This window comes from Pelorhabdus rhamnosifermentans, assembly GCF_018835585.1.
Classification (GTDB): domain Bacteria; phylum Bacillota; class Negativicutes; order UMGS1260; family UMGS1260; genus Pelorhabdus; species Pelorhabdus rhamnosifermentans.
In genome coordinates this window covers 284,768-303,227 of record NZ_JAHGVE010000001.1, presented here as the reverse complement: position 1 = coordinate 303,227, position 18,460 = coordinate 284,768, and the positions used below count along the sequence as shown (strand labels likewise).

Genomic DNA, 18,460 nt, shown 5'->3' with positions numbered 1-18,460 from the left:
TTCGTCCTAAATTTTTACTGAACTTACCCTAGAAACGATTTTATCCCTCCATCCATTCTTAATCTCACTTGCGATTCATCAATCAATTATATTATTTGCAATTTTCATGCCAATCTGATAAATATAGAAAAGCAGCCGAAACATTAGCTTTCGACTGCCTATTCACAAAACGTTTATCGCAAGAATGCGACTTGTTTTTCTGATTATTCGATAAATTGCTTTCTACACCTGGCATTACTCATGCAGTCGCAATATTGCGACTATTTTAATTTTGCGACTTTTTTTGTTTTTAATCCATACTTCGTTACCTTACGAAATACTGTCGCTCGATCAATACCTAGCATTTCTGCGGCTTCTGCCCATGAACCACATTTTTTAAAGGCCTCTGACAACAAATAAATTTCCGTTTGTTCTACTGCTTCTTTTAACTTCGTACCACTTTTAGGTAATGAAATGCGTTCAGAGATACCTGTTGGCAGCAAATCCTCCGTCAATTCATCACCTGGTGCCGTTACCATGAGACGTTCAATCAGATTTTCCAATTCGCGCACATTACCCGGCCAAGCATACTTGACTAGTTTAGCGACCGTTTGAGGTGCCATGACTTTATGAAAACCAAAATGCGCATTAAACTTGTCCAAGAAAAAGGGAATCAGAACAGGAATATCTTCCTTCCGGTCACGCAAAGAAGTTAATTGAAGCGGAATAACCATGAGACGATAATATAAATCCTCGCGAAACTGGTCATTTTTTACCATTTTTCCAATATCGCGATGAGTAGCCGAAATAATCCGCACATCGACCTTAATGGCTTTACCGCTTCCCACTCGAACCACTTCTTTTTCCTGCAATACCCGAAGCAGTTTGACTTGAACCGCGAGGGGCAAATCCCCTACTTCATCTAAAAAAAGCGTTCCCCCATGAGCCAGTTCAAACAAACCCGGTTTACCTTCCCGCCTGGCACCGGTAAATGCCCCGCCTTCATAGCCAAAAAGTTCCGATTCGATTAAGGTCTCAGGAATGGCCGCACAATTCACCTTAATAAAAGGTTTATCAAGACCCTTGCCCCGTTTATGAATCAGCTTGGCAATGAGCTCCTTGCCTGTACCTGATTCGCCTGTAATCAGCACTGTCGAATCCACTTCAGCAATTTTCGTGGCCAATTCTACGGCTCTAGCCATGGCTGAGCTACGAAAAACAAGCTCCTTCTCTTCTACCTGTAAGGCACGCAAATGCGATAATTCAGCTTTATATTTCAGAGTCTGCTCTTCCTTTTCCCTTAATTGATCCCTGAGATTAACAAGTTCCGTAATATCCCGCACATTCGTCACAACACGATACAAATTCCCCTGTTTATCAAAAATCGGGTTTCCTGTCACAAGAATTTGATGAGTACCCCGGACGGTTTGATTAATTGTAATCCGCTTTCTCTGCTCAATAACTAAAACTGTAACCGATTGATCATAGAATTTACGCGCTACTAAATGAGTCATAGTCTGACCAATAATTTCTTCCGCCTTGATTCCGGTAATACGCTCGTAGGCATGGTTAATATGGAGCACCTTGCCCTGCCCATCCGTAATAAAAATTCCATCATAGGAAGAATTAATAATGGCTTCAAACTCTTCCAACTGTCCTTGCTGTTCCGTACCACTCACATTGCACTCATTATCCCGAATTTTTTTATTCAATAGCACCCCTCACAAATTGCGACATAATATCTCTTTAAAACGGAAAATTCGACTTAAATCAGAAAATTTCCTTTTATTTTGTGTTCTTCTTTTTTTCTCATGTACGACGAAAAAATAAATACACGGCTTGTGCTGTTTTTTCATTCATACCCGCAACTGCCGTAAGTTCATCAAGAGAAGCCGCTTTTATTTTTGCAAGCGTGCCGAAGTGGTCCCATAAAGCTTGGCGCCGCTTAGGTCCAATGCCTTGAACATGATCTAAAATGGACACTAAATTGCGTTTGGCCCGGAGTTTACGATGATAAGTAATAGCAAAACGATGGGCCTCATCACGAATCCGCTGAACGAGATAGAGAGCCTGTCCATGCCGCGGCAGAATGACTGGCTCCGACTCGCCCTCACGGTAAATATATTCGAACTCCTTGGCAAGTCCCACGACAGGGACAGTGCTAAGTCCGCACTGACGAATCACAGGCAAAGCACTATTTAGCTGCCCCTTTCCGCCATCAATAATAATCAGATCCGGGCGCGGCAAATCGTCCTTTCCGTAACGGCGCCCCACTACTTCCTGCATGGACTTAAAATCATCAGGCTTCCCTTCTACTGTCAGAAGCTTGTAGCGGCGGTAATCATCCTTTTTCGGCACTCCCCCCTGAAATACCACCATGGAAGCCACTGTTTCAGCCCCTTGTGTATGGGAAATATCAAAACATTCGATGCGATCCGGCTCAGTAGTGAGTCCCAGATAACGGCCTAAATCGCGAACAGCGCCTGTTGTTTGCTCCTCAGCCAGTGATATCTTCTGTGCCTGCTGCTCCAAAACAAGCGAAGCATTGCCTTCAGCAAGCTTCACAAGATCTCGCTTGGTACCGCGTTGAGGTACTTCAAGCTCCACCTTGCTGCCTTTCGTCTCTGTAAGCCACTGGGAAAACACCGCTCGTTCACTCAGCTCATAAGGAAGCAAGATCTCCCGTGGAATAAATGTCGCCCGACTATAATACTGCTTTAAAAAAGCGGCAAGAACTTCACCGTCCGCTTCTTCCTCACTGCCAGCAATCAAAAAGTGATCCCGACCGATCAATTTGCCACTACGCACAAAAAAGACCTGCGCACATGTCCCAACAATTGAACGGGCTAGCCCCACGACATCGTGATCACCAGACCCTGTGACTATATTCTGTTTTTCCCTGACTTTTTCGACAGCGGCCAGCTGATCACGAAAACGCGCAGCTTGCTCAAACTCCAGCCTTTCAGCCGCTTCTTCCATATTCTTCTGCAGCATTTTCACCACTGTATCACTGCGTCCCTCCAAAAACAAGCACACCGCAGCAATCATAGCGCCATAGTCTGTAGGCGTAATGAATCCTGCACAAGGCGCCAAACAACGCTTCATATGATATTGCAGACAAGGACGCTTGGCATCCAATTTCCGGCAAGAACGCAGCGAAAAGAGCCGTTTTAACAAGTGAATCGTTTCATGCATGGCCCCGGCATTTGTATAGGGACCAAAATAACGTGCACCATCCTTTAACACCTTACGCGTCGCATAAATTCTCGGATATTGTTCTGTCGTTGTCACTTTAATATAGGGAAAGGTTTTATCATCACGCAAACTAATATTGTATTTAGGACAATGCTTTTTAATTAAATTACACTCTAAAATAAGTGCCTCAATCTCGGAATTTGTAATAATGATTTCCAAATCCGCAATATGAGACACAAGGGCATTTACTTTAGGAGAATGGTTGACGCTGGATTGAAAATAAGAACGCACACGATTTTTTAGATTAATAGCCTTACCCACATAAATAATTTTCCCTTGACTGTCCTTCATCAAATAACAGCCCGGCCGATCCGGTAACAGGACAAGTTTTTCCGCCACCTCTTCTGTCACAGCCAACACCTCCAGATTCTCCTCATTCAGCTTGTAGTAAAGTTACACAATATAACCAAAATGTTCAAAAAGTTATTGTAAAAACAAGGACCGTGTTTTATAATAGTTGATATTAGGACCAAGTATCATTTAAATATAAATTTTTCCAATAATCCAATAATAAGAGGAAACTCTAACAATAAATGCCTATTTGTTCAAGCACGTAGTGCTTAACAGCGACCGCACCAACGGTCGCCTTTTTTTATTGCCCGTTTCCTTGCAAACTGCCCACTCTGTTTAACAAAGTGGGCAGTTTATTCATTCAATTTTACTTGCTCGTTCCCCGTTCAAGGAGGGGTGCTAAATATTGCCCCGTATAGGAAGTCCTTTCACGAACGATTTGTTCCGGTGTTCCCTGCGCTACTAAGGTACCGCCGCGTACGCCGCCTTCTGGACCCAAGTCCAGAATATAATCGGCTGTCTTAATGACATCCAAATTATGTTCAATAACAATGACTGTGTCGCCGCCATCAACAAGGCGCTGCAATACCTCAAGTAAACGATGAATATCGGCTGTATGCAGCCCTGTCGTCGGTTCGTCTAAAATATAAATCGTCTTGCCTGTACTACGCTTGGCAAGCTCAGTGGACAGCTTTACGCGCTGCGCCTCACCGCCTGATAATGTCGTCGCAGGTTGACCCAATTTGATATAACCTAAGCCTACATCCTTGAGAATTTGCAATTTTCGATGCAGTTTCGGGATATTCTGAAAGAAATCTACCGCTTCATCCACAATCATATCAAGCACTTGCGCGATACTTTTGCCTTTATAGCGTACTTCTAAAGTTTCTCTATTATAACGGGCTCCTTTACATACTTCACAAGGCACATAAACATCAGGCAGAAAATGCATCTCAATTTTAATAATGCCGTCACCATGACAGGCCTCGCAGCGGCCGCCTTTGACATTAAAACTAAATCGGCCGGGTTTATAACCTCTGATACGGCTGTCAGGCGTCTGGCTGAATACCTCGCGTATACCGTCAAACAGCCCTGTATAGGTAGCCGGATTCGAACGCGGTGTACGACCGATGGGCGACTGGTCGATTTCAATAATTTTATCAATATTTTCGGCACCAACAAGCGTTTTATGAGCCCCAGGCTTAGCACGGCTGCCATACACCTTTTGCGCCAATCCTTTATAAAGAATTTCATTGACAAGCGTACTTTTACCTGAGCCAGACACCCCCGTTACAGCCGTAAACACGCCTAAAGGAAACCGAGCCGTAATGTTTTTTAAGTTATTTTCCCTGGCCCCCACCACTTCAATCCATTTTCCATTGGGCTTACGCCGTTTGGCTGGTACAGGAATGCTCTTCTTTCCGCTTAAATACTGACCTGTAATGGATTCCGGACAATTTTTAATATCTTCTACCGTTCCCTGGGCCACGACCTTGCCCCCGTGCACCCCAGCAAGAGGGCCAATATCAATAATATGGTCCGCTGCATACATGGTATCTTCGTCATGCTCAACAACAAGCAGCGTATTGCCTAAATCACGTAAGTGCTTGAGCGTGTCAAGCAAGCGATTGTTATCACGCTGATGTAATCCAATGCTGGGTTCATCGAGAATATAGAGAACCCCCACGAGACCGGAACCAATCTGGGTTGCCAGACGAATACGCTGCGCCTCGCCGCCGCTCAAAGTACCTGCTGCACGATCCAGCGTAATATAATCAAGACCAACATTATTTAAAAATCCCAGTCTCGCATCAATTTCTTTCAGAATCTGCCTGGCAATCAGCTGCTGTCGCTCAGTAAGCTCGACGGCAGAAAAAAATTGTTGACTGTCAGCAATATTGAGCTGCGTCACTTCATAGATATTCTTCGAACCAATACGAATAGCCAGTGATTCCGGTTTCAGCCTTGCACCATGACATTTTGGACAAGGCTTCACACTCATAAATTCCTCAATTTCCTCCCGCATCATATCAGAAGTCGATTCACGATACCGTCTGCTTAACAGCGGGAGAGTTCCTTCAAAAGGTACCTGATAGGTGCGCGTCTCACCATACATATTTTCATATTGGAAAGTCAATTTTTCATCAGAGCCCTGCAAAATAAGCTGTTGCAGTTTTTCAGGCAGACTATCCCACGGCTCATCAAAAGAATGACCGTGCTGAGTGACAAGCGCCTCAAGCTGACACATAAAATAAGAATTTCGATTCTTGCTGACAGCCGCAATGGCTCCGTCACCCAGCGTCTTACTGCCATCGGGAATAATGCTGCTTGGATCAAGCTCCATATTATAGCCCAGACCAGTGCAAGCCGGACAGGCACCATAGGGACTGTTAAAAGAAAACATGCGCGGTGCAATTTCGGGTAGACTGATACCGCAATCCACGCAAGCAAAATTCTGGCTAAATGTCAGATCTTCCTTGCCGCCCGCATTGACAAGAACCACACCGTTGCCTACTTTCAGCGCCGTTTCTAATGATTCTGCCAAACGGGATTCACTGCCTTGGCGCACAATCACACGATCTACGACAACCTCAATCGTATGCTTTTTATTCTTTTCCAGCGAAATGTCTTCCGCCACATCGAGTGTCTGGCCATCGACGCGAACCCGTACGTAGCCATCTTTGCGAATCTGGGCCAGCACCTTCACATGCTCGCCTTTCTTGCCGCGAATCACAGGCGCCAAAACAGTCAGACGCACCCCATCGCCAAGAGTCCTAAGTTGATCCACCATTTGCTCCACCGTTTGCTGACGAATGGGCTTACCGCAATGCGGACAATACGGCACACCCGCCCGGGCAAACAAGAGCCGTAAATAATCATAGATCTCTGTTACCGTCCCCACTGTCGAACGGGGATTACGGCTCGTTGTTTTTTGATCAATAGAAATGGCTGGTGACAACCCCTCAATATAATCCACATCAGGCTTGTCCATTTGCCCTAAAAACTGCCGGGCATAAGCAGAAAGTGACTCCACATAACGACGCTGTCCTTCCGCATAAATCGTATCAAAAGCAAGCGATGACTTGCCTGAACCACTCAGCCCTGTAATCACCACAAGCTTATCACGGGGAATCGCAATATCAATATTTTTTAGATTGTGCTGTCTGGCACCCTTAACAAAAATCTGTTCCTTCACTCACTTGTTCCTCTCTTCCATCATTGTCCACTGGCCTTTGTCCAAAAAAATCAATTCGATTTTATGCGCGTTTGCCTGGCTCTCTTTGCTTTACCAGCCGTCTTTGCTTTAGTCTCGCTCTCATTGAGCATCTTCTTGAGTTTCTTAATTTCATCGCGCAATTCGCCTGCTCGCTCAAATTCCAGCGCCTTGGCAGCCGCTTTCATCTCTTTTTCCAAACTGGCCGTAAGATCCTGCATTTCGCGCTTACTCAGGTTGCTCAGCACATCCGGCTCATAAGGTGTTTCCGCCTCAGCTACCTTCGTTGTTTGAATTAAGTCACGAACCTTTTTCACAATTGTCTGCGGAGTAATACCATACTTTTTGTTATGAGCTAGTTGAATATTCCGCCGCCGTGTTGTTTCATCAATGGCCCGTTTCATTGAACCTGTTTGATGATTGGCATACATAATGACCCGTCCATGAGCATTGCGTGCCGCCCGGCCAATCGTCTGAATCATCGACGTCTCCGACCGTAAAAAACCTTCCTTATCCGCGTCAAGGATCGCGACAAGCGAGACTTCAGGCAAATCCAACCCTTCACGTAACAAATTAATGCCCACAAGAACATCAAACACACCCGCGCGAAGATCTCGGATAATCTCGCCCCGCTCAATTGTCGCAATATCCGAATGCAAATACCGTACTTTAATCCCTGTTTCCTTTAAGAATTCCGTCAAGTCTTCCGCCATCTTCTTAGTCAGTGTCGTAACAAGAACTCGCTCATTCCGAGCCGCGCGCACCTTGACTTCACCAAGCAAATCATCGAGCTGTCCTTCAATGGGCCGTACCTCCACTTCAGGATCAACCAAGCCTGTTGGACGAATAATTTGCTGCACAATCTGCTCTGAATCACGCACTTCATATTCCGACGGCGTGGCTGATACATAAATAATTTGATGAATACGTTCTTCAAATTCATCAAATTTCAGTGGTCGATTATCATAAGCTGATGGAAGGCGAAAACCATTGCCAATAAGCGAATCCTTCCGCGAACGATCACCGGCATACATGGCCTTAACCTGGGGAAGTGTCACATGGGACTCATCAACAACCATCAAAAAATCTTCCGGAAAATAATCAATCAGTGTATAAGGGGAATCGCCTGGCGCACGGCCTGTTAAATGACGCGAGTAATTTTCAATGCCTGAACAATAACCCATTTCAGCCATCATTTCCAAATCATAATGCGTGCGCTGCTCCAAGCGCTGCGCTTCAAGCAATTTGCCTTCGGCCCGAAGTTTCATCAGACAATCGGCAAGCTCCGCTTCAATATCGCCGACGGCCCGTGTCAGATTCTCACGCGAGGTAACATAGTGTGAAGCAGGATAAATCGCAATATGCTTGCGCTTGGCGAGTATTTCACCTGTTAGGGTATCAAGCTCAACAATCCGTTCTACTTCATCGCCAAACAACTCAATCCGTACGGCTCGTTCTCCATAGCCAGCAGGGAAAACTTCAATAACATCGCCACGCACCCGAAACTTGCCGCGCACAAAATTAATATCATTGCGTTCATACTGAATTTCTACTAGCTTGCGTAAAATTTCATCACGATCCTTCACTTGTCCCTCTCTGAGCGACAGCACCAGACCGTGATACTCATCAGGCGAACCCAAGCCGTAAATACAAGACACACTCGCCACAATAATCACATCACGTCGTTCAAATAAAGAACTTGTCGCTGAATGTCGCAATTTATCAATTTCATCGTTAATTGATGCATCTTTCGCAATGTACGTATCTGTCTGAGCGATATAAGCCTCAGGTTGATAATAGTCGTAATAGCTCACAAAATACTCCACAGCATTGTTGGGGAAAAATTCTTTGAATTCACTAGCAAGCTGCGCCGCTAGTGTCTTATTATGGGCAATCACAAGTGTCGGTTTTTGCACCTTTTCAATGACTTTCGCAATTGTAAACGTCTTACCTGTTCCTGTGGCTCCAAGCAACACTTGACCTTTCATATTTTGCTCAATCCCCTGAACTAATTGCTCAATCGCAGCTGGCTGATCGCCTGCCGCATCATAGGGAGCATGCACTTCAAAAGGAATGCCTCCTTCATGAAATACAGTATTCAGCTTCGGAACAGTCCCCATCGTCACGACCCCCTTAGAAATCTATAATAAATGAAAATAATTTATCTTTATAGATAATCATTATAACATAAATGAATGAATAAAACAGCTTAATGAAACACGAAAAGCTGAATAAGATATCATCAAAATACTATCATACCTGCCTGGCAAAAACAAATAGATAGAAGAAGTCAGCAGAATCCATTTATGACCAGGCAGGCATAGAAAAATCCTATGCCGTCTCAACTACTGTCAACTAAGCAGAACCGCCAGGCAACATTTTATACACCCAGCAGGCACAGAAATCGTATTACTATAAGCGGAAGTCAAGGTCTATACAGACAAAAATAGCAGAAAATGCCCTGAAATTAAGCATTCCCTGCTATTTTTTACCACTACATATCCAACCTATTATAAGAAATCTTTCCGAATCGGTGTAAAAGAGTCAATAATAATGGAATCCTCTAGAGCGACAACGCCATGCAAAACATTTTTCGGCGCATAATAACAGTCCCCTTGCCTGACAACTTTCTTCTCACTGCCAAGAGTCAATTCAAAGCTGCCTTTGGCAATATAACCGGCCTGTTCATGATCGGTGTGCTTATGGAGTGCGCCAATTCCACCTTTTTTGAAGTGAACTTCCGCAAGCATCAAGTCCTCACCACTCACGATAATTTTGCGGGAAGTCAAGTCATCAAGTTGTTTAAAACCGGGATTTTCCATCATTGTAAAAGTCTCCTCATCTCTAGCCCTACTGCTGCATTTTTCCCTGCACGACTTCGAGGGCTTTTTGCAATTGAATATCCTGAGAGCCTGGGGTTAACGGCGGCATCTCAAGCACAATATCGGGATCAATACCAATCCCATTAATGGAACGATCATTCGGAGTCAAATACTTAGCAATCGTCAGTTTGATGGCTGTACTGCCATCAAGACGCATGAGCGTCTGAACTGAACCCTTACCATAGGTCTTCGTCCCAATCAGTGTACCTGCCTGTGTATCCTGAATAGCTCCGGCTACAATCTCCGAAGCGCTGGCACTCCCGCCATTGACAAGAACGGCTACGGGATATTTTACAGCCTCTAAGGTAGATGAATGGACTTCTCGCGTACCATCGCGTGTCACAACAGATACGATAGGTCCCTTGGGAACAAATTTATTGGCTACCTTGACACATTCTTCAAGAAGCCCGCCTGGATTATCACGCAAATCAAGCACAACTGCCTGCATCCCTTGGTTTTCCAATTCTTGATACTGCTTCAAAAAGTCATTGCCTGTATTTTCATTGAACATGGCAATCCGAATATATCCCACATGATTTGGAAGCAGCTTGCCTGTCACTGTTTTGATTTGAATATTGGACCTTACTAAAGTATAATCTTTGATTTCCTCATTGCCTCGCTTAATGGAGAGTACCACACTAGAACCTTCAGGTCCCCGGATTTTATTCACAGCCTCATCAAGAGCCAGTTCCTTCGTCAACTGACCATCGATTTTCACAATCTGATCGCCGCTTTGAATCCCGGCCTGATCGCCCGGCGTTCCTTCAATAGGCGATACAACAGTCAGCATTTTATCCTTCACGCCAACAACAATGCCAATACCACCAAAAGATCCCTCTGTCTCAATCATGAAATCCTTAAACATCTTGGCATCCATATAAACGGAGTGGGGATCCCCCAAAGAACTAACCATCCCCTTAATGGCACCCGCCATCAACTGATCTACAGGCACATCTTCGACATATTTGGATTTTACAATCTGTACAGCCCGAAAAAACTGCACTGTTGACAAAACATCCCCTGTATGTACCTTAAGCAGATAAAAGAATCCCATGGTTGTGGCACTAAAAGTAAGTAGCACCAACAAGATGGCTGAACCAATAATTTTACGCCGACTCATAACACACCACCTAACATTCCTCAGCCTGTGGCGCGTAACACGCCAACTTTTCTTGTTAACTATATGCATATATAAACAAAACTATGCTCTCTTGCTTGTCACCGCTTAAGGCAAGTAATTCATTGGGTTCACAGGACTACCATTTAACCGCACTTCAAAATGACAATGAGGACCTGTGGCATAACCTGTCATCCCCACAAGCATAATAGCCTGTCCTTTGGCCACACGTTGTCCCTCACTGACTAACAGCTCGCTGCTATGACCGTATAGAGTGACAATCCCGCCACCATGATCAATCATGATCGTTTTACCATAGCCATCCATCCAACCGGCATAAGTCACAACACCCGTATCTGCTGCAACAACAGTCTCACCATAGCCCGCCCCAATATCAATGCCGCTATGGAACCGCTCACCACCAAGCACAGGATGATCGCGCCAGCCAAAGGGTGAAGTAATGGGCCCACCCACGGGCCAGATAAATACACCGCTACCACCACCGCCGCCAATACCGCGGTTACCGCTGCGAATCATCTGCTCAATCTGTTGAGAAGTAGCCAAGAGTTCCTCATAAGCCCGCTGGGCCATATCGCGTTGATTGACTGCCGCATTTAGCGTCGCTTGTTGTGCCGCCTTTTTTGATTCAAGAATTTGCTTTTTCTGCTGCGCCGCCTTCTGCAAAGGCGTAATGGCGGCTTCATCGCGTTCAAGCTCACCTTTTTTATCTATAATAAGCTGGCGTTCCGCTTTGACCTCAGCCACAAGATCAATATCTTGTTTTACTACGCGCTGCAATAAATCAAGGCGCGTAGTAAAATCACTAAAATCGCTTGCGCCAAACAAAACATCAATATAACTAATTTGACCATTTTTATAAACATCACGCATGCGAATATTCAAAACCTTCGTGCGCGCACTTAACATTTTTTCCGCATTGGCTAAAATGACTTTATTAGCAGCAATTTGCTGTTGCGTCGCCTTCAATTGATTGTCCACAAGCTGATATTCATTCTGAGCTACATCCAGCTCCATTTGCGTCTTTTGTAAAGTTCCTGTCACAGAATCGACTTGCTGCTGTGCAACAGCGGCTTGGCTTTGTTTTTCAGTCATCTGCTGCTGCAAATCCTGTTCAGCAAATGCAGGTATGATCATAAAAATCAGCAAAAGTCCCGCCATAAATAGGACAAATCCTTTTTTCATCGTTCCCATCCAATTCCCCCTCATTTACACCTTTAAAAACCTGCGCAGTGAAATGGTACTGCCCAATGCACCAATGACCGTTCCCGCCACAAGCAAAAACAAGCTAATCTCCGTAATAAAGGGATACCGTGGAATAAGTGGCAGAAAAGCCATAGATTGAACAACCTTGTCAGTCAGCATATTATAAGACTGAGCTAAGAATAATACAGCAATCAAAGCCCCGCCAAATCCCAATATAATGCCTTCAAGCAAAAAAGGCCAGCGAATGAACCAATCGGTGGCACCCACATATTTCATAATGCCAATTTCACGACGTCGCGCAAAAACAGTAATTCGAATGGTATTGGAAATAATAAACAGGGCTGCAAAAGCTAAAAAAATGATGAGAATAAGCCCAAAAATGCGAATCATCTGCGTCAATTGAAACAGCTTCTCCACTACTTCCTGGCCAAACCTGGCATTTTCTACCCCATTTAGCTGACTAATAGCCTGCGCAACAGGCTTAACCTGTGCAGGCTGATCCACCTTCACTTCAAAAGCATTTGGTAAAGGGTTGCTGTCCCCAAGGGCTGAAAGCAAACTTTGTTGCTCACCCAACCGCTGCTTAAACTTGACAAGTGCTTCATCCTTGCTGACAAAGGTAACTTCCGTCACACCCGTTAACTGTGTAATGCGTGTTCCCACTTCCCGCATAGCACGATCATCTAAACTATCCTTTAAATAAACGGAAATTTCCACTTTGGATTCTAGCTCTGATGCCAAATGATTTAAATTCAATACCATCATTAAAAAAGTACCCAGAATTAACAGGGACAAAGCGACTGTAGTAATAGAAGCAATACTCATCAGGCCGTTATGACGCAAAGACTTTACGGCTTCCGTCACAAAGTATTCGCCTGTTCTAATCTTCATAGCCGTAGGCCCCTTTCTCTTCATCACGCACAATGCGGCCCTTTTCCATGGCAACAACGCGTTTTTTCATAGCATCCACAACATACTGGTCATGTGTCGCCATAATAATCGTTGTCCCCTGTTGATTGATTTTTTCAAAAATCTTCATAATCTCCCAGGAAGTTTCAGGATCTAAATTTCCTGTTGGCTCGTCAGCAATCACAATAGCCGGTTGATTCACAATCGCCCGGGCAATAGCAACACGCTGTTGTTCGCCGCCAGATAATTCCGTCGGATAATGCCGCGCCCTGTGACGCAGTCCCACAAGATCCAGGACATGACTCACCCGTTTCTGAATCTCCCGATGAGGTGCTTCAATAACTTGCATAGCGAAAGCCACATTTTCATAGACCGTTTTATTTAACAGCAGCCGAAAATCCTGAAATACCGTTCCCAGACTACGCCTGAGATAAGGCACTTCGCCAAGATCCATTTGTGTAATATCACGACCATTGACAAAAATCTGCCCAGTTGTAGGCAGTTCTTCACGAAACAATAATTTAACAAAAGTCGATTTACCCGCACCACTCGGTCCCACAAAAAAGACAAAATCGCCTGTGGCGATATTAATCGTAACATCATGCAACGCAACCGCGCCATTACTATACACTTTCGAAACATTTGACATGGTGATCAAACCATCCGCACTCCTTTTAAGCCAATCCCTTGACAAACAATCATATTTTGCTTTCTATTCGACAAGCAATACAAAAAACCTTCCCAACTGACTTACTCCGACTTATTTTAATATATTCCAGACATAATAAGTTGTTACACCAAGAACAATTAAAAGACCAAAATACCAACAGGCTACAGTCATTTTTTGATACATGCCTAATTTATAATAGTTGACAGGCTCCTTGTCCTGCCACAGTCGAATGAGAGAAAAGAAAAAAATAATCAAAATAAAAAGATTGTATGTAAAAAAAAATAACAGGGCCAGTATGATACAACCGCTCCACCAAAGTTTCGGATGCACGGCGCCAACAATCTTTTCGCCGTCAAGAGGCGCACAGGGAATCAGATTAAGCAAATTGAGTAAACATCCTGTGTAGCAAAGAACAAGCATAAGTGTACTATCCGTCCACAAATAACAGGCCAGACAAATGAGCGCCGAAAGCGTTCCTGCCGCCGGGCCCGCCACAGCAATATTGGCTTCCATTTTGGCATTGAAAGGCACATCACACAGCCGAATAACTGCGCCCACAAAGGGAATAAACCATGGCCCTTTAGCAGATATGCCTACAGCCCGCGATGCCACTAGATGCCCGGCTTCGTGAATAAACAAGAGAGCAATAAACCCCAGAGCAAACTGGAAACCAAAAGCAGCAGCATAAATGATAAGCGACAATGTCATCGACACGGCGCTAGTCAGAATAGTAGAGCCTATGTTAAGCATAACAGACAGTCCCATGGCCGCAATACAAACGCGACGAACAAGGCGACTGCCAAAACTAACCACCTTCAGCGCCCCCATGGTCATCCCTCCCCAAAAAGGCTCATTCCATCTATATGCGGAATGAGCCTTTTTGAGTGATAAAATTATCTAAAGCTTTTGGATGGAACCAAAACCTTCGCCAAGCACATCATGAGCATTAGCGACAATCACGAAAGCACCTTCATCCAGACGATGTACAAGTTCCTTCATCCGTGACACTTCCGTGGGACTGACGACACAAAAAACAACTTCACGGACTTCACCCGTATACCCACCGCGTCCACTAAGATAGGTAACACCACGACCCAATTCATCCATAATGGCGGTTCCCACAGCGTCCGGGCAAGATGTCATAATAATAAAGGCCCGCGCCGAACTGCGTCCTTCCTGAACAAGGTCTAGAATCTGCGTAGCCACAACAAGCGTAATCAACGCATAAAGAGATAGCTCACTTTTGCCGAAAGCAAAACCCGCCAGGGTAATGACAAAGAAATCTACACCAAGTAGTGCCTGACCTACGCTAATGCCTGTAAGTTTATTAATAATGGCTGCCCCCAAATCGGTGCCAGCCGTCGTCCCGTTAAATTTAAACACCAGCCCCAGACCAAGCCCGTCAAGAACGCCGCCATAAAGACAGGAAAGCAGCGTATCATTTGTGAGCACCGGCACAAAAGGGGCCAGACCATCAATAGCAAAAGACAAGACAACCGCTCCGAACAAGGTATTCAATCCATAGCGCTTGCCAAACATCTTGACGCCGATCAAAAACAGCGGAATATTAAGGGCCAAACTTGTCATGCCAACAGGCACGCCAAATAAATAATGAAAAACAATGGCAAGTCCCGTAATACCGCCTGCAGCAATTTTATTAGGAATTAAAAACATATTCAAAGCAACAGCGCTAAGCAAAGCACCGACAGTAATGCCACATGCGTCCCTCATCCATCTCTTCAAATAGTCATCCCCTTTATTTACTTGTGATCAATTAATGCTAATGCCTGTTCCGCATTGGAAAAAGCCTTATTACGTAATTCATTAATCCGCGCTTGCCGAGAGTCGTTGGACTGCAGCATTTCCGGCCATAAAGCCTGAATATGCTTCACCATGGCTTCAAAAGTAACAGACTGGAGCGATCCAACATGATGAACAGACATGGTCTCTAAGAAACGATCAATTTTCGGATCATAAGAAATACCAAGCAGCGGCACATGCATGACAGCGGCAAAAATTAATGCGTGTAAACGAACACCAATTAATAAGTCCAAATTTCCCACAAGAGATAACATTTCAGTTGTCGTATATTCTTCTTCAAGCAGTGTTGCTGATTCCTGCATATGACTCACTACCTTTTGGGCGGCCTCATAATCATCAGGCCACTGCATAGGCAAAAACACGACTCTTGCCTGATAGTTTCTCACAAGATAGTCGGCAGTCTGAGCCAAAACGGTTTTATAATGTCCCCAATCTTTCCATTCGCGCACGCTAATACCAACAATTGGACGGGCCCCTTCCACACGATACTTGCGCAAAATTGTCCGCCCAATCTGTCTGTCCACAGGATGCATGGCAAGAACAGGATCAGCTGTCACAAAAACTGGCGGCTGATCCACACCCAAATACTTAAGCTCCGCCCGTGAACCTTCGTCACGCACGGTGATCAAATCCACCTTATTACCAATGTAACGCATCGCAGCCTGCGCCATGGCCTTACGCACCGGGCCAATCCCTTGCGCATAAAGCATCACAGGCTTGCCAAGATGTTTAGCAATGAAAACAATACTCAAATAATAATAAATACTGCGATCACTTGTAACATCTTGCAGCAAACTGCCGCCACCACTAATCAATAAATCGCAGCGTGCAATAGCAGCAAATATTTTAGGATAATTGAGGCGATATAAAGCCTTGACTCCATGACGCTCACGCGTGTCCTTCGGATTACCTGAGATAACTGTAATCGAAACACTCGGCTCTAAATCAGTGAAAGCCTCGATCATCGCAGCCAGCATGGCCTCATCGCCAGCATTGGCGAAGCCATAATAGCCCGATATGACTATCTCACTCATCAGAAAAAGTTCTCCTTCCAGCCCGTTTCACCAGAACACGAATGAACTGTACCCCAAGCACAACGACCACACCAATCACCGCGCCAAACACAACGCCATTAATACCTCTGTCAAAAGACATGAAGACAGGCGTCCGAATATGGGCAAATGTCTCTACAAGAGACATCAAACCAATCGTAGCACATATAGTCAATGCAAAGTGCACAAACCGTGGCCAACGTTGATAAAAAGCCATAGCAGCCAACAAAAATGCCGGATGACCAATCAAAAATTCCTTTTCACGGGGTCTGGCGTACAAGACATTTTCTAAAAAAGCTCGTGCTTGCACTTCGAAATTAGGCACAGGAACACCCGCAGTATGGCCTGATCGTCCAACATAAACCAAAGCAACGATAGCAACAACAGCCAGTGCCAACATACTTTTCATGGTAATTGTCATATTGAGTAATTGGCGAAGTTGCGGTCCAATTTTTTGGGTCTTCATCTGAGGAAACAAATTGAATCGTGTTAAATAAACAATAAAAATCAAGACAAGGGGAAGCACAAAAGTTACCTTGACGCCACGATAAATTTCCATCTCAAGGAAAAAACGCACATCACCCAGAAGAGCCGCTACATAGAGGCCTCCCACCATGGCAATCGCAAAAGCAACGGCCAAATTCGAAAGTCCCTTGCCCAAAATCTTACCAATTGAAAAATCCTGGGCCTTGTCTTCACGCCACCTGTCCAATTGATAAGTCATGGCAAGAACAGGAAGTGTCACAGCAGAGAGCGTTGCCGCTGCCTGCCGAACAAGAGTGCCGCTGCCCTTTAAAATGGGAACCAGCATAATGACTGTCGGCACAATCAGTAACATATAGAGATATTTATCAGGAACAGGCCGAATGGCTGACACTAAGAGACACACAGCCGCCCAGCACCCCAGAATAATCAGCGATAACAGCCAAGGACTCGGGTAATAAACAGGAAACACCGAAGCGCGACCCAAAGTAAAGCCCTTTTCCGTAAGCAAATCACGAATTCCTTGCACATATTTTAAATTTGTTTCAAGAAGTGTCATGCCTTGCGCGGGAATATCATATTTACGCAATAAATTCACGCGAATATTACGTTCTTCATCCGTAAGCAACCAGCGATGAACCGCTTCATCCAATTTTAATTTGGGCTGCTCATCTTTAGGAATCACATAGACCCGTGCTGAACGGTAGTCATTCAACACGGCAAGTGGAAGTAAACCTTCTTGTTTCATAAATTGCAGTTGCAAAGGATGCTCAATCATATCCAGTGTTAGATCTTTGGCTTTCAATTCCTGAGCTACCTGCGAAATTAAGCCAGGATAGCCTGTTACTTCATCACCAGAAAACATAATAGATGATACATGATCAATCGGACGAATCCGGTCAAATACAGATTGAACATCATCCGGCTTTACCTTCAGATAATTCGTTGGCCGTGGCACCACATAATACCCGTGAGCTGCCACAGTTTGCATCTCCTCCGATGACAAACCCAAATTCCATTTAACCACTTTTTCGTAATTAGCCTTCACAGCTAAAACCGGAAAAGCTCCATCCGCAAGCTGTTCAACCCGATCAGGACTCAAGCGGCGCGCCAAATCACTCTTAACCTCAGCAAAAGCCTGATCATTGTTACCGATGACATAGGTCTCAGCCGCTGCGATTCTCCCGCTGACAGCTAAATTCCGCCAGAAGGGATCTGTTAAGGTACCTTCCCGATACTGATGGAGAATCGTTGCACCAGGTATAGCTGTCACCTTACCACTCTTGTTTAACTTTTCCAGCGTCGTATCATAGACAGCAAGTGAAGTAAGCCCCGCTTCCTTAAACTGACCTAAGAGTGATTCAAGGGACACGCCCTCCACTTCAGAAAGCTCGACAATGTCTTCATAATCCAAGACAAGTTCCACGGTCCGATTATTTTGTTCCAGCTGAAATCTTTGTACACATATGCCACAAGCTGCGACAAGTCCGACAATGACCAGCACCTTAAATATTTTATTATATCGATAGGCCACAATCTTCTCCACCTTTATTCTTTGACCCT

13 protein-coding genes are annotated in these 18,460 nt (G+C 44.8%); all 13 read right to left on the bottom strand.

Annotation, left to right across the window (positions count from 1 at the left end; all coding sequences use genetic code 11):
- Positions 1-260 precede the first annotated feature (260 nt).
- On the bottom strand, positions 261-1,691 hold the full coding sequence (locus tag Ga0466249_RS01485) for a sigma-54 interaction domain-containing protein (protein ID WP_215827663.1): 1,431 nt from the start codon (positions 1,689-1,691) through the stop codon (positions 261-263).
- A 97-nt stretch (positions 1,692-1,788) separates the two neighbouring features.
- Positions 1,789-3,585 (bottom strand): excinuclease ABC subunit UvrC, encoded by a 1,797-nt coding sequence (gene uvrC / locus Ga0466249_RS01480; RefSeq protein WP_215827662.1) that lies wholly within the window; start codon positions 3,583-3,585, stop codon positions 1,789-1,791.
- 307 nt (positions 3,586-3,892) lie between these two features.
- On the bottom strand, positions 3,893-6,721 hold the full coding sequence (gene uvrA / locus Ga0466249_RS01475) for an excinuclease ABC subunit UvrA (protein ID WP_215827661.1): 2,829 nt from the start codon (positions 6,719-6,721) through the stop codon (positions 3,893-3,895).
- Between the two features lie 50 nt (positions 6,722-6,771).
- Positions 6,772-8,859: an excinuclease ABC subunit UvrB gene (gene uvrB, locus Ga0466249_RS01470; protein WP_215827660.1), complete on the bottom strand. Its 2,088-nt coding sequence runs from the start codon at positions 8,857-8,859 to the stop codon at positions 6,772-6,774.
- A 390-nt stretch (positions 8,860-9,249) separates the two neighbouring features.
- Positions 9,250-9,564, bottom strand: coding sequence for a cupin domain-containing protein (locus Ga0466249_RS01465; protein ID WP_215827659.1), 315 nt, complete (start codon positions 9,562-9,564; stop codon positions 9,250-9,252).
- 25 nt (positions 9,565-9,589) lie between these two features.
- Positions 9,590-10,741, bottom strand: a complete 1,152-nt coding sequence (locus Ga0466249_RS01460; protein ID WP_215827658.1) for a S41 family peptidase — start codon at positions 10,739-10,741, stop codon at positions 9,590-9,592.
- Positions 10,742-10,846: 105 nt separating this feature from the next.
- A complete protein-coding gene (locus Ga0466249_RS01455; RefSeq protein ID WP_215827657.1) occupies positions 10,847-11,950 on the bottom strand; it encodes a murein hydrolase activator EnvC family protein in 1,104 nt (367 codons plus the stop codon).
- A 15-nt stretch (positions 11,951-11,965) separates the two neighbouring features.
- The gene (gene ftsX / locus Ga0466249_RS01450; protein ID WP_215827656.1) at positions 11,966-12,853 is read right to left on the bottom strand and encodes a permease-like cell division protein FtsX; all 888 of its coding nucleotides are present in this window, start codon (positions 12,851-12,853) and stop codon (positions 11,966-11,968) included.
- Positions 12,843-13,529 (bottom strand): cell division ATP-binding protein FtsE, encoded by a 687-nt coding sequence (gene ftsE / locus Ga0466249_RS01445; RefSeq protein WP_215827655.1) that lies wholly within the window; start codon positions 13,527-13,529, stop codon positions 12,843-12,845. Before ftsE ends, ftsX begins: the two co-directional genes overlap by 11 nt.
- 102 nt (positions 13,530-13,631) lie before the next feature.
- A complete protein-coding gene (locus tag Ga0466249_RS01440) occupies positions 13,632-14,369 on the bottom strand; it encodes a site-2 protease family protein (protein ID WP_215827654.1) in 738 nt (245 codons plus the stop codon).
- A gap of 69 nt (positions 14,370-14,438) precedes the next feature.
- The gene (locus Ga0466249_RS01435) at positions 14,439-15,284 is read right to left on the bottom strand and encodes a YitT family protein (protein WP_215827653.1); all 846 of its coding nucleotides are present in this window, start codon (positions 15,282-15,284) and stop codon (positions 14,439-14,441) included.
- A 17-nt stretch (positions 15,285-15,301) separates the two neighbouring features.
- Complete coding sequence (gene csaB / locus Ga0466249_RS01430) at positions 15,302-16,396, bottom strand: polysaccharide pyruvyl transferase CsaB (RefSeq protein ID WP_215827652.1); 1,095 nt, start codon at positions 16,394-16,396, stop codon at positions 15,302-15,304.
- Positions 16,389-18,431 carry a DUF5693 family protein gene (locus Ga0466249_RS01425; RefSeq protein ID WP_312889679.1) on the bottom strand — a complete coding sequence of 681 codons (2,043 nt, stop codon included), beginning with the start codon at positions 18,429-18,431 and terminating at the stop codon, positions 16,389-16,391. Before Ga0466249_RS01425 ends, csaB begins: the two co-directional genes overlap by 8 nt.
- Positions 18,432-18,460 lie beyond the last annotated feature (29 nt).

Coding starts and splice junctions, on each gene's coding strand:
- Ga0466249_RS01460 (WP_215827658.1), bottom strand. CDS start 10,741: ATGAGTCGGCGTAAAATTATTGGTTCAGCCATCTTGTTGGTGCTACTT.
- Ga0466249_RS01440 (WP_215827654.1), bottom strand. CDS start 14,369: ATGGGGGCGCTGAAGGTGGTTAGTTTTGGCAGTCGCCTTGTTCGTCGC.
- csaB (WP_215827652.1), bottom strand. CDS start 16,396: ATGAGTGAGATAGTCATATCGGGCTATTATGGCTTCGCCAATGCTGGC.
- Ga0466249_RS01455 (WP_215827657.1), bottom strand. CDS start 11,950: ATGGGAACGATGAAAAAAGGATTTGTCCTATTTATGGCGGGACTTTTG.
- ftsX (WP_215827656.1), bottom strand. CDS start 12,853: ATGAAGATTAGAACAGGCGAATACTTTGTGACGGAAGCCGTAAAGTCT.
- uvrB (WP_215827660.1), bottom strand. CDS start 8,859: ATGGGGACTGTTCCGAAGCTGAATACTGTATTTCATGAAGGAGGCATT.
- Ga0466249_RS01465 (WP_215827659.1), bottom strand. CDS start 9,564: ATGATGGAAAATCCCGGTTTTAAACAACTTGATGACTTGACTTCCCGC.